The 12814-nt window shown below is 65.5% G+C and carries 10 protein-coding genes; 3 read left to right on the top strand and 7 right to left on the bottom strand.

What is annotated here, in order from left to right:
- Nucleotides 1-8: 8 nt before the first annotated feature.
- Both NY08_RS20150 and NY08_RS20145 read right to left on the bottom strand, forming a co-directional pair.
- Nucleotides 9-428 carry a DUF6855 family protein gene (locus tag NY08_RS20150; protein WP_200893141.1) on the bottom strand — a complete coding sequence of 140 codons (420 nt, stop codon included), beginning with the start codon at nucleotides 426-428 and terminating at the stop codon, nucleotides 9-11.
- Between the two features lie 89 nt (nucleotides 429-517).
- A complete protein-coding gene (locus NY08_RS20145) occupies nucleotides 518-2329 on the bottom strand; it encodes a multicopper oxidase family protein (protein WP_045198375.1) in 1812 nt (603 codons plus the stop codon).
- A 116-nt stretch (nucleotides 2330-2445) separates the two neighbouring features.
- Between NY08_RS20145 and NY08_RS20140 the strand changes: the two genes are divergently transcribed.
- Nucleotides 2446-3516 (top strand): ABC transporter ATP-binding protein, encoded by a 1071-nt coding sequence (locus NY08_RS20140; RefSeq protein ID WP_032395285.1) that lies wholly within the window; start codon nucleotides 2446-2448, stop codon nucleotides 3514-3516.
- A gap of 54 nt (nucleotides 3517-3570) precedes the next feature.
- Here NY08_RS20140 and NY08_RS20135 read toward each other — a convergent pair whose 3' ends face one another.
- Complete coding sequence (locus tag NY08_RS20135; protein WP_045198373.1) at nucleotides 3571-4593, bottom strand: aspartate-semialdehyde dehydrogenase; 1023 nt, start codon at nucleotides 4591-4593, stop codon at nucleotides 3571-3573.
- Nucleotides 4594-4596: 3 nt separating this feature from the next.
- Nucleotides 4597-5862 (bottom strand): aspartate kinase, encoded by a 1266-nt coding sequence (locus NY08_RS20130; RefSeq protein WP_032395287.1) that lies wholly within the window; start codon nucleotides 5860-5862, stop codon nucleotides 4597-4599.
- A gap of 149 nt (nucleotides 5863-6011) precedes the next feature.
- Here NY08_RS20130 and NY08_RS20125 point away from each other — a divergent pair, with 149 nt between their 5' ends.
- Together NY08_RS20125 and leuA are read left to right on the top strand one after the other, a co-directional pair.
- Nucleotides 6012-7688 carry an FUSC family protein gene (locus tag NY08_RS20125; RefSeq protein ID WP_045198371.1) on the top strand — a complete coding sequence of 559 codons (1677 nt, stop codon included), beginning with the start codon at nucleotides 6012-6014 and terminating at the stop codon, nucleotides 7686-7688.
- A gap of 151 nt (nucleotides 7689-7839) precedes the next feature.
- Complete coding sequence (gene leuA, locus NY08_RS20120; protein ID WP_032395288.1) at nucleotides 7840-9651, top strand: 2-isopropylmalate synthase; 1812 nt, start codon at nucleotides 7840-7842, stop codon at nucleotides 9649-9651.
- Between the two features lie 80 nt (nucleotides 9652-9731).
- On the opposite strand, the gene NY08_RS20115 is transcribed toward leuA, so the two are convergent.
- The 3 genes from NY08_RS20115 to NY08_RS20105 form a co-directional block, all read right to left on the bottom strand.
- Entirely contained in the window at nucleotides 9732-11159 is a 1428-nt protein-coding gene (locus NY08_RS20115; RefSeq protein ID WP_045200845.1) for an MFS transporter, read from the bottom strand.
- A gap of 68 nt (nucleotides 11160-11227) precedes the next feature.
- The gene (locus NY08_RS20110) at nucleotides 11228-12040 is read right to left on the bottom strand and encodes an MBL fold metallo-hydrolase (RefSeq protein ID WP_045198370.1); all 813 of its coding nucleotides are present in this window, start codon (nucleotides 12038-12040) and stop codon (nucleotides 11228-11230) included.
- Between the two features lie 163 nt (nucleotides 12041-12203).
- The gene (locus NY08_RS20105; RefSeq protein WP_082073895.1) at nucleotides 12204-12809 is read right to left on the bottom strand and encodes a TetR/AcrR family transcriptional regulator; all 606 of its coding nucleotides are present in this window, start codon (nucleotides 12807-12809) and stop codon (nucleotides 12204-12206) included.
- Nucleotides 12810-12814 lie beyond the last annotated feature (5 nt).

Here is a 12814-nt window from a genome sequence, read left to right as displayed (position 1 = left end):
TGTCCGCGCTACAACGCGCGCATGCTGTTGTTCCGCGCGTTGTGGGTGAGCTCGGCCAGGCCGAGTTCTTCGAGGAGCGGCGGCAGGTACATCCCGAACCTGCCGCGGTATCCGTTCCTGAGCCCGTACCAACCGCCGACCGGGTTGTCGGGCGAGCGCCCCCACGCTTCGACCGTGTCAGGAGCAGCCGTCTTCTTCTCGTCCGCGGCACCGAGCAACACCCAGTCGGCACGTTCGGTGAGCCACGCGTGCAGATCCTCGACCGCCTCGATGCGGTATCGCAGGGTCGTCGACCCCACCTGACATACGAGGGCGGGTGGCTCGTGGTCGGGATCGCGGTACATGGTGTATTCGGAAGTACCGGGGGCGGTGGTGAGTGCCCAGGGCTCGGATTTGGTTCCGCTGGTCATGGCCGAGGTCCGTTCCATTGTCGAGAGCGTGCCGCAGGGTCAGTGTGAGCCGACCGGACGGTGAACGCAACCAACCCCCGGCCCCGGACAGGTTCGGAAAAACTACGTCACGGAGCGATGGTGCGGTACCGCAGCATCATTTCGTGGTCCTCGTGATCGAGCATGTGGCAGTGCCACATGTAGCCCTGCAGCTCGCTCGATCCACCCATGTCATGACCGCTCATGTCGTGACCGCCGTGGTGCGCAGCCGGTCCCGCGAAGGTGGCGTCGGGGTCGAAGCCGAGTTCGTCGGCCGTCGGGAATCGGACCAGGATCTGCGTGACGGTGCCCGGGTAGGTGTTGACGGTGTCCTTCCACCCTGCTTCCCACGCCGCCGGCGGCACCGATGGACCGGTGAGGAACCTCTCCACCGGCGGAGCCCATCTCGTACCGAATGTCGGCCGGGGGAAGTCGCGTTGGTACGCGGCCAGGTCGATGGGGATGCGTCCCAATGTCCGAAAGTGCGCCAGGTGCAGGTGAATCGGGTGCGGCTCGACCGTCGTGTTGACGATGTTCCACATCTCCACGGTCCCCTGCTCGGGCATCTCGATGTCCGGGTCCGAGTACCGCAGGTTGTTCAGGTTCATCAGCGTCATGTCCAGGTTCAGCCCACCGGACGGCTGGTTGACCGTGACCGTTCGCGTGAACGTGGGGGTCGGCAACGGCGGCAACACATCCGGCTGTCCCTTCCCGCCGCGCAGCAACGACGGCATCCCGCCGCGGAACCCGGCTGCGGACGCGACGCGGAACTGGCAGAACAGTGGCATCGGCACCGCTCCGAGGGACGCGGCCTGCGCCGGTGGCGGCTCGTCGTTGAGCAGCTCGATCAGTGCGCCCGGTTCGACGGCACCGAAGTCGACGAGGATGTCGGCGCGCTCGGCAGGCGCGAGCCGGATGCTGGTGGCTTCCACCGGGGCGTCGAGCAATCCACCGTCGTTTCCGATGACCCAGAAGCGAAGCCTGTTGGTGAAGAACAGGTTCCACACGCTGTACGACCCGGCGTTGACGACTCGTAGACGGTACATACCCCGGGCGACTTCCATCGTCGGCCAGATCTTGCCGTTGACGACGCCGACGTCTCCGGTGCCGCCGCCTTCCCATTTGCCTTGCGGCACGGTGATATTGGAGCGGATGCTCATGCTGCCGTCGGGATTCATGATCTTTTCCTGCAGCACCAGCGGCAACTCGAACTCACCCGAGGGCAGACCGAGCGCATTGTCGGATGTGCCGGTGTCCCACCGATCACGGACGAGGTTCATGCCGAGCAGGCCTGCATAGACGTTGATGCGCGTCATCGACATGGCGTGGTCGTGGTACCACAGTCCCGCAGCGTCGTTGAGTCCCGGGAAGTTGTGCGTCATCGACTCGCCCGGGCGCACCAGCATCTCGGAGTGCCCGTCGCTCGCCGGCTCGGTGATGCTGCCGTGCAGGTGCAGCGACGTCGGCGTCATCGTGCGGTCCATCTCGCTCATCCCGTGCAGCGAGGTGTCGATGTCCGCGGCGAGCGGGTTACCTGCGGTGGTGTTGGAGTACTTCAGCGTCCAGGGCTGGCCGGTCTGCGACTCGATGGTGGGGCCGAGGTAGTCGCATTCGCCGTATCCGAAGGTGGGCGCGGGCCGTAGATCGGCGTGGAAGGCGTGGGTGGAGCTGTGCGCGTCGAGCGAGATCTCCGTGCCGCCGATCAGCGGCAACCGCGGCAGTTCGTCCCGGAACGGCGTCAGCGGCGGTGAATGGAACAGCAGGGGGCTCTGGCCCCGGAGGAAGTCGTCGGCCAGCGCGCGGCGCGTCGTCGACGCCACCGGGAGGGCGGCAGCACCGGCGGCCACTGCGGCCGCGGCCAGCCCTCGCAGGGCGGTTCGTCTGGACACAGAGCCGCTCACCCGGCCACCTCTCTCCTCGTTGTGATTGGGGCCATACTATGTGCCCGTCGGCTCCCGCCGTCACCCCACACTCGGATCGTCCGGCACGTTCCTGCCGGTGGAGGGATCTATTTGTCATGGCAACTATCACGTTCGAGCGTACGACCAGGCTGTTTCCCGGCTCCGACGCCCCCGCGGTGAACGAGCTCGACCTGCACATCGAGGACGGTGAGTTCCTCGTTCTGGTCGGTCCGTCCGGCTGTGGCAAGTCGACGTCGCTCCGGATGCTCGCGGGGCTCGAAGAGGTCAACTCCGGCCGCATCCTCATCGGCGGCAAGGACGTCACCAACTCCGAACCCAAGGATCGCGACATCGCGATGGTGTTCCAGAACTACGCGCTGTACCCGCACATGACCGTCGCCGAGAACATGGGGTTCGCCCTCAAGCTGGCGAAGGCGAACAAGGAGGACATTCGTACTCGTGTCGAGGAGGCTGCGAAGCTGCTCGACCTGGAGCCGTACCTCGATCGCAAGCCCAAGGCACTCTCGGGCGGCCAACGTCAGCGGGTTGCCATGGGGCGCGCCATCGTTCGCCAACCCCAGGTGTTCCTGATGGACGAGCCGCTGTCCAACCTCGACGCCAAACTTCGGGTGCAGACGCGCACGCAGATCGCTCAGCTGCAGCGCCGGCTCGGGACGACGACGGTGTACGTCACCCACGATCAGGTCGAGGCCATGACGATGGGCGATCGGGTCGCGGTGCTCAAAGGTGGTGTGCTGCAACAGTGCGCCACCCCGCGCGAGCTGTACCGCACCCCGGTCAATGCGTTCGTCGCCGGGTTCATGGGCTCGCCGTCGATGAACTTGTTCCGCGCTCCGGTCACCGACGGCGGTGTCCGCCTGGCCGATCAGGTGGTTCCGGTTCCGCGGCAGACTCTCGGGTCGGCCACGGAGGTGATGTTCGGTATTCGGCCCGAGCACATCGAGATTGCCGACAGCGGAATTGCCCTCGAGATCGACGTGGTGGAGGAGCTCGGCTCCGAGGCGTTCGTGTTCGGCCGCGCAGACATCAACGGTAGGACCGAAACCATTGTGGCTCGGGCCGATTGGCGCAGCCCGCCCGAGAAGGGCGATCGCGTTCACGTCCGCATCGACGAGGCCCACGCCCACATCTTCGACGCCTCTGCCGAGGGCCGTCGCCTGAACTGACCATCCCGTCGTGCGCGTCGCGCGTAGCTCCGGCTGTGCACGACGCGCACGAGGTCAGACCAGCAGTTCGGCGATCTGGATGGTGTTCAGAGCGGCACCTTTGCGCAGGTTGTCGCCCGAGACGAACAGTGCAAGTCCGCGGCCGTCGGGCACGCCCGGATCCTGACGGATACGACCCACCAGAGAGTCGTCCTTGCCTGCGGCCTGCAGCGGCGTCGGCACGTCGACCAACGACACGCCCGGTGCCGATGCCAACAGCTCGCGGGCACGTTCCACCGAGAGCGGGTTGGCGAACTCGGCGTTGATCGACAGCGAGTGTCCGGTGAACACGGGTACCCGGACGCAGGTGCCGCTGACGAGCAGGTCGGGCAGGCCGAGGATCTTCCGCGATTCGTTGCGCAGTTTCTGGTCCTCGTCGGTTTCGCCGGATCCGTCGTCGACCAGCGCACCGGCCAGCGGCAGGACGTTGAAGGCGATGGGCGCGACGTACTTGTTCGGGGCCGGGAAATCGACCGACGAGCCGTCGTGCACCAGCTTCTCGGCGTCACCGATGACGGCGCGGGCCTGGGTGACGAGTTCCTCGACACCGGCGAGTCCGCTACCGGAGACGGCCTGGTAGCTCGAGACGATCAGACGCTGCAGGCCGGCTTCGTCGTGCAGCACCTTGAGCACCGGCATGGCGGCCATGGTGGTGCAGTTCGGGTTGGCGATGATGCCGCGGGGCGGGTTCTTCGCTGCCTCGGGGTTGACCTCGCTGACCACCAACGGAACATCGGAGTTCTTGCGGAATGCCGACGAGTTGTCGATGACGGTGGCACCAGCTGCGGCGAATCGCGGGGCCTGCTCGCGAGAGAGCGTGGCACCGGCCGAGAACAGCGCGATGTCGATTCCGGTGAGGTCGGCGGTGGACGCGTCCTCGACGATGATCTCCTCGCCGCGGAACGGCAGCTTCTTGCCGGCCGAGCGAGCGGAGGCGAAGAATCGAACGGTGTCGGCGGGGAAGTTGCGCTCCTCCAACAGGGTTCGCATGACGGCACCGACCTGGCCGGTGGCTCCTACGACTGCAACTGTGGTCATCTTCTATCGTCCTGTTCCTGCGTGTACGACGGCTTCTTCGTCGCCACCGAGATCGAAGGCGGCGTGCAGCGCGCGTACTGCTTCGTCGAGCTGAGTGTCGCTGCACAGCACCGAGATACGGATCTCCGAGGTGCTGATCAGGTCGATGTTGATACCGGCGTCGGCGAGGGCCTCACAGAACGTCGCGGTGACGCCGGGGTGGCTCTTCATGCCGGCACCGACCAGGGAGACCTTGCCGATGTGATCGTCGTAGAGCACCTGCGCGAAGCCGATCTCGGCCTGCAGCTTGGTGAGCTTCTCCACTGCCGTCGGGCCGTCGGCCTTGGGGCAGGTGAAGGTGATGTCGGTCTTGCCGGTGTCGATCTTGGACACGTTCTGCAACACCATGTCGATGTTGATCTCCGAGTCCGCCACGGCACGAAAGACCTTGGCGGCGTAACCGGGAGTGTCGGGCAAGCCGACGACGGTGACCTTCGCCTCGCTGCGATCGTGTGCGACGCCGGTGAGAATTGCTTCTTCCACTGGAATGTCCTCCATAGATCCGGAGACGATCGTTCCGGGTTTCGTGGTGTACGACGAGCGCACGTGAACGGGAACGTTGTAGCGACGGGCATATTCGACGCAGCGCAGCATGAGCACCTTCGCGCCGCAGGCAGCCATCTCCAGCATTTCCTCGAACGAGACGGTGTCGAGGTGCCGGGCGTTGGGCACGATCCTCGGGTCTGCGGTGAAGATGCCGTCGACGTCGGTGTAGATCTCGCAGACGTCGGCGTTCAGGGCTGCGGCGAGCGCAACGGCGGTGGTGTCCGAACCTCCGCGACCGAGCGTGGTGACGTCCTTGCTGTCCTGGCTGACGCCCTGGAATCCGGCGACGAGCACGATCGAACCCTCGTCGAGGGCGCTGCGCACGCGTCCCGGGGTGACGTCGATGATCTTGGCGTTGCCGTGCACGCTGGTGGTGACGACGCCCGCCTGCGAGCCGGTGAACGACCGGGCCTCGGCACCGAGCGAGTGGATGGCCATCGCGACCAACGCGTTGGAGATGCGTTCACCCGAGGTGAGCAGCATGTCCATCTCGCGGGCCGGCGGGGCCGGGCACACCTGCTGGGCCAGGTCGAGCAGTTCGTCGGTGGTGTCGCCCATGGCCGACACGACCACGACGACGTCGTTGCCTGCCTTCTTGGTCTCGACGATCCGTTCAGCGACGCGTCGGATGCGTTCGGCGGTCCCCACCGACGATCCACCGTACTTCTGGACGATGAGAGCCACGCGTGTTTACCTCCGCTGGATAGCCGACAATCGGGCGATTGTTCCGGGGTTACCCTACCGATCCGGCACCCCGAGCGGTGGCCCGGGTAGCTCCGAGCTGGGACTTTAGGGGGGCTCGCCTGCGGATACGCCTGTCCTAACATTGTCGGGTGACCCTTCCCGAGCATCGCCCGCCGCCACCCCCTCGAGGTCTGCGGGTGCTCTTCGGGCTCCCCGCCGTCGGGCGTCGCTGGCCGGGTGGACTGCGCTCGGCTCTGGCGTTCGGCGTCCCCGCGATCGCGGCGTGGGTTCTCGGGTTCCATACCGAGGCCCTACTGGTGGTCTCGGGCAGTTTCGCCGTCATCTACGGCGAGGGCCGCCCCTACCGTTCACGATGGTGGGTCGTCCTGACCGCGGGCGGCGCTCTGGTGGCATCGGTGTGGCTCGGCGCGACGGCCGGGCAGATGGAGCTCGATCTCGGAAGCACCGGATGGGCGCGGATGATCCCGGTGACCCTGCTCTCGCTCCTCGCTCTCGTCGCGGTCTACGTCATCGCCGCGCTGCGACTGGGACCGCCGGGGGCGTTCTTCTTCGTCCTGGTGTGCGCGGTGTCGTCGTACATTCCCGGAGCCGGCGTCAGCGCCGCTCACGGAGCGGTGTGTGCGGCTGTCGGTGTCGCGTCGGCGCTGGTGGTGTCGATGTCCGGAGTGCTGTGGGATCCACGAGGACCCGAGCGCGAGGCCGTCGGAGCCGCGGTGGGCGCGATCGAGAGATACACGAGTTCGCCGACGGCGTCTGCCGCCGATCGTCATGCGGCGGCGGCGCGTCTGCACGCGGCCTGGGCTGCCGTGTACGACGCGGGTGCCGCACGGTTGTCGTCGAGGCCGGCGCTGGTTCAGAAATTGTTCGACGCGCACCGGGCCTTCGCTGCGACGACGGCCGTGCGGGCGGATCCGGATCGGGCGGTCGACTTCGTATCCGATCAGCTGCCGCTGGCTCGGCCCGGCCTCGGGTATCGATTGCGGCGCTCGCTGCATCGGGATTCTCATGCGGCGTCCACGGCCGTGCGCGTGTTCTGCGCGGCAGCGGCCGCGGGCGGGGTCAGCGTCGCACTGGGCCTGAGCCGACCGGACTGGGCGATCCTCGGCGCCGTCCTGGTGCTGCAGCAGGGTCCCGATCGGGTGCACGGCACCTACCGGGGACTGCAGCGGCTCGGCGGAACCCTTGCCGGCGTCGCCCTGTTCTCGGCCATCTATCTGTCACCGCTGACCGGCCTGGCCGTCATCGTGGTGTTGATGGTGCTGCAGTTCGCGATCGAGGTGTCGGTGGCGCGGAACTACGGGTTGGCCGTCACGTTCATCACCCCGCTCGCTCTGCTGATGGGCACACTGACGCATCCCGGGGCTGTGCTGGAGGACATCGTCGTCGACCGGATCGTGGAGACGACGGTGGGCGTGGCCTTCGCATTCGCGGCGCTGTGGCTGCTGCTCCCCGGGGCATTCCGTCGCACATTGCTGTGGTCCGACGGCCGAGTTCTGACGCTCGGCACGCATCTGCTGACGGTGTTGCGGACCGAGGACGTGGCCGCGCCGGCAGCTCTCGCCATGCGGCGCGACGTCCAGTTCGAGCTCGTCGGGTCCGCTCTGGCCGGGGCCGAGGCCGCGCACAACGATCGAACCTGGACGCATGGGGTGTGGTCGCAACATGCCGAGGTCGATCGGCTCGGATACGAACTCCTCGCGCACTGCTGGACGATGACCGACGTCGGACGAACGGATGACATCGAACGTTGGCAACGTCGACTCGACACGGCGGTCACAGAATTCCACTCGTCAACCCTGGGGTAGGCCGTCGGCAGGCGGTAGTACACTCAGCCCATGCTGCGAGCTCTCCTTCTTAACAGCCGCGACGGGGTCTGAGACCAGACTGGCTTCCCGTCGCGGGGTTCGTTGCGCCGGTCGAACACATTGCTCTGATCTGTACGGAGAGACGAAGACCATGTCACCAGCCGACGCATTCACCTCGGGATCTCGCACCATCACCCCGCCCTCGCGGCCCGCTCCCAGCGACCAGCCCGCTTGGAACACCCAGAAGAACTCCTCGATGCCCACCTTCCGTTATCGGCCGTTCGCCGAGGAAGTGGAGCCCATCACCCTCCCCGACCGCACGTGGCCGGACAAGATCATCGACCGGACGCCGCAGTGGTGCGCAGTCGATCTGCGCGACGGCAACCAGGCGCTGATCGATCCGATGAGCCCGGCCCGCAAGCGCCGCATGTTCGACCTGCTCGTGCGCATGGGCTACAAGCAGATCGAGGTCGGCTTCCCGTCTGCCAGTCAGACCGACTTCGATTTCGTCCGCGAGATCATCGAGGACGGCGCGATCCCCGACGACGTCACCATCCAGGTACTCACGCAGTGCCGTCCCGAGCTGATCGAGCGCACGTTCGTCGCATGCGAGGGCGCTCGCAGCGTCATCGTTCACTTCTACAATTCGACGTCGATCCTGCAGCGCCGCGTGGTGTTCCGTGCCGAGCGTGACGTCATCAAGAAGATCGCCACCGACGGTGCCCGCAAGGTGCTCGAAGAAGCAGCCAAGTTCCCCGATACCGACTGGCGCTACGAGTACTCCCCCGAGTCCTACACCGGCACCGAACTCGCCTACGCCAAAGAGGTGTGCGACGCGGTCACCGCGATCATCGATCCCACCCCCGACAAGCCACTGATCCTGAATCTGCCTGCCACCGTGGAGATGGCGACACCCAACGTCTACGCCGACTCGATCGAGTGGATGAGCCGCAACCTCGACCGTCGCGACAGCATCGTGCTGTCACTGCACCCGCACAACGACCGCGGAACCGGTGTTGCCGCAGCCGAACTCGGCTACCAGGCCGGTGCTGATCGCATCGAGGGTTGCCTGTTCGGCAACGGTGAGCGCACCGGCAACGTCTGCCTGGTCACGCTCGGGTTGAACCTGTTCACCCGCGGTGTCGATCCGCAGATCGACTTCTCCAACATCGACGAGGTCCGTCGAACGGTGGAGTACTGCAACCAACTTCCCGTCGCCGAGCGCCACCCCTACGGCGGCGACCTGGTCTACACCGCCTTCTCCGGCAGCCACCAGGACGCCATCAACAAGGGCCTGGACGCGATGAAGGTCACTGCGGACGAACTGGGTTCGGACATCGGTGACGTCACCTGGCAGGTTCCGTACCTGCCCGTCGACCCGAAGGACGTCGGTCGCACCTACGAGGCCGTCATCCGTGTCAATTCGCAGTCCGGCAAGGGCGGCGTCGCGTACATCATGAAGTCCGATCACGGACTGAACCTGCCGCGTCGACTGCAGATCGAGTTCTCCCAGGCCGTCCAGCGCATCACCGACGGTGAGGGCGGCGAGGTCTCGCCCAAGGAGATGTGGGACGTCTTCGCCGAGGAGTACCTGACGCCGATCCGTCCGCTCGAGCGCATCAAGCAGTCGGTACAGGCTGCCGAGGTCGACGGCGGAACCGACACGATCACCGCGACGGTCAAGGTCGACGGCGTCGAGCAGGAGATCTCAGGATCCGGCAACGGTCCACTCGCCTCGTTCGTCGATGCGCTGTCGACCATCGGCTACGACGTCAGCGTCCTCGACTACTCCGAGCACGCCATGTCCGCGGGCGACGACGCTCAGGCTGCGGCCTACGTCGAGGCCTCGGTCACCTCACCGTCCGGTGTGGCCACCACGGTCTGGGGCGTCGGCATCGCGACGTCGATCACCACCGCGTCACTGCGCGCCGTGGTCTCGGCCGTGAACCGCGCGCTGAAATAAATCCCCTGCTCGACGAACAGCCGCCCATTCCTTGCGAATGGGCGGCTTTTCGCTGTGCGCCGAGCGTTCGGTTCCGCGCCTCAGCGCTGCTCGACAGTTCTGGAATGCCTGGCCGCGATGGACACAGCCACCGTGAGGGATGCGACGGCGATCATCGCGCCCAGGGTGCGACCGTATCCGGTGAGGAGCTGATCCACCGCAGCTTTCGACACGTCGCTGACGGTTCCTGCGAACACGAATTTGCGCAGCTCGAGGGGCATCGCGCTGGTCACCACCGACAGGATCACCGCTGTCCCGACCACGAATCCGCTGGTCTGCAGCAGCAGGCGCATGGCGTTGGCGATGCCGAGACGTTCGTCGGGAAGATCACGCATGAGGGCCGTCGCATTCGATGGCATGAACAGGCCGGATCCGAATCCTGCGAGCGCGAGCCCCGACAGCACGACCGCGGAATGCATTCTCCCCGTTGTCGCCACCAGGAGTATCAACAGCGCGAACACCGTCAGGATATTTCCGGCGACGGACAGCGACGACGCAGAGATCTTGCGTTGCAGCGGCCCGGACCCGAGTGATGCGACGAGCGCTGCGACGGCGACGGGCAGCACCATCAGCCCGGCTTCGAGTGGGCTGACTCCCGACACTGCTTGGAAGTACAGAGCGAACAGCAGCACTATCCCGCTCTGCGAGATCGAGTTCATGAAGGACGCCAGGAGGCCGAACCCGAACGGCCAGTGTTTGAACAGGGCGACGTCGATGAGCGGGTTGGGAACACGGCGCTCGAACCACAGAAACAGTGGTACCACCACCACGGCCACCGCCAGACCGCCAACCACGAGTGGGTGCGACCAGCCCAGCGACGTGGCTTGCGACAGCGCAGCCAAACCACTGCTCAACGCGACGAGAATCATTGCGTTGCCGCGCAGGTCGAGCGAATACCCTTTCGCACCGACACGGGGCGGAGACCTCAGCGCGATGGCACCCCAGACGAGACAGAGAATTCCGATCGGAACGTTGAACCAGAACACCCAGCGCCATCCCGCTTGCTGCGCGATCAAACCACCCAACGTGGGTCCGCACAACTGCGCGATGGAGAACGACGCGAGGTAGATGCCCATCCCTTCACCGAGTCTGTGACGAGGAAATGCTGCGGTCACCAGTGCCGCACTGTTGGTGAGCAACATGGCACCTCCCGCAGCCTGTAGTACGCGAAAAGCGACGAGCCACCACGCATTCGGAGCGAGACCGCACAAGATGCTGCCGGTGGTGTACAGGCCGAGACCGGTGAGATACATGGTTCGACGGCCGAACATGTCGGCCATTCGTCCGAATGCAACAAGAAGCACGGTGTTGGTCAACAGGTATGCGAGCAAGATCCAGCTGGCCGCCACACTGCTCGCGTCGAAGTGGCGAACGACCGTCGGCAAGGCAACGTTGAGTGCGCTGCCCGACATCCCTGAGACCATGCTGGCGAACGCAACCACCGACAGTGTTCTCCACGCGTCGCGCATCACCTGACGCTCGGATCGCGGTTCGATCTCCGGCCGCGGTGTCGTGCATTTCGTATCGGACCGAGCCGTCATCGTCTGCGCCCCGAATCCGTTGCGGCCGAACCGAGACCCGAGTCCAGGAAGACGACCATTGACTCGACGGACGAGTGTGCAGCTTTCAACACGTCCGGGTCCTCGATGTGCCGGTACATGGCGGCAACCAGATCGTCGATCTCAGTCGTGCCTGAATCCCGAAGAGCTGCAACCTGTTCGATACGTCGTCGTCGCGCGGCAACTCGATACAGCGCCGCGGCCTCCAGATCTGTGATCACCGGACCGTGCCCTGGCAGTCCGATAACCGATCCACCCTGGCCGATCTCGGCCAACATGCACAGGCTCTCGATCATGTCCGACAGCAATGCCGGATGAACGACCGGCGAGCCGGCACCGAGCAGGGTGTCGCCGGTCAACACCACGTTGTCGTCCGGCAGACTCAGGCACACCGAGTCCCTGGTGTGACCGGGCGTACCCAGGACACGCGCCGTGACGTGCCCTGCCAACACAATTCGCTGCAGGTGCTCGATCGGGGTTCGCCCGAACACCCCACGCTGCGCCAGCACTGTTGCATTGGTTCGCTCGGCGAGTGCGTGTGCCCCGTCTGCGTGGTCGTTGTGGCCGTGCGTCAGCACTATTTCCGTCACCGTCCGATGCCCCGCCGCCGCGACGACCGAATCCAGGTGTGCGGCATCCGCCGGCCCCGGATCGATCACCGCACACTGCAGGGCATCGGGTGCACCGATCAACCATGTATTGGTGCCCTCGAAGGTCCACGCCCCGGCATTGGGAGCCAGCAGTCGCTCGACCCGGGGTGCAACCCGAACGGCGACACCAGGTACCGGCATCGCCCCACTCGATTCAGACATACGCGCCCTCTCTAGAAGCAACTTCTAGAATCGTACTCGCTAATTCGCGCGCGGACTGTCGGAAACGGCACGACGATCGAACCGGAAAATCCAAAAAGCCCGGTACGCAACGAAATTGCATACCGGGCTGTGAGGTCGAGATCTAGTCGGAGGCGATCTTCCGAATCAAGCTGCACATGATGTCGGCAACCGCACCCGCTTGCTTCTTCGTTCGGCAGTTCAGAATGACCTCCCGAGACGATTCGACGATGATGTCGGTCAACACCCCGACGGTAATCCGCTGCGCACTGTCGTCGCCCGGGCCGAGCAGCGCCGAGTTCTGCCTGATCCATTCGATGCGATTGTCCCTACGCAGCTTCTCGAAGCCGGGTGGCCCGTCGTTGTCCACGAAGACCAAAGCAACGTCGCGGCGCTGCCAACTCCCGTTGAGGAAAGCGCGTGCGCCGACGCAGAACAGATCGAGCGGATCCGTGGTTCCGCCCCTACGCTCGGCGATGACCGACGCCCTGACCTGTTCGAGATGCGCCGTGTTGTGACGATCCCACAGCGCGGTGAACAGCTCGGATTTGCCGCCGAAGTGGTGGTACAGGCTACCCGTGCTCGATCCGGCCCGCTCGACGATGTCGGAGATGCTGGCATTGACGAAACCTGCCTCGGCAAACACCTCTTGGGCCGCATCGAGAAGCTTGCGCTGGGTCTCGCCGGTCTTGCTCCACTGCCACGTCGTCGAACCGGCTCGTTCGGTCATGATCC

It is taken from the genome of Rhodococcus sp. B7740 (genome assembly GCF_000954115.1).
Lineage (GTDB): Bacteria > Actinomycetota > Actinomycetes > Mycobacteriales > Mycobacteriaceae > Rhodococcoides.
This window is presented reverse-complemented; position numbering and strand designations above follow the sequence as displayed.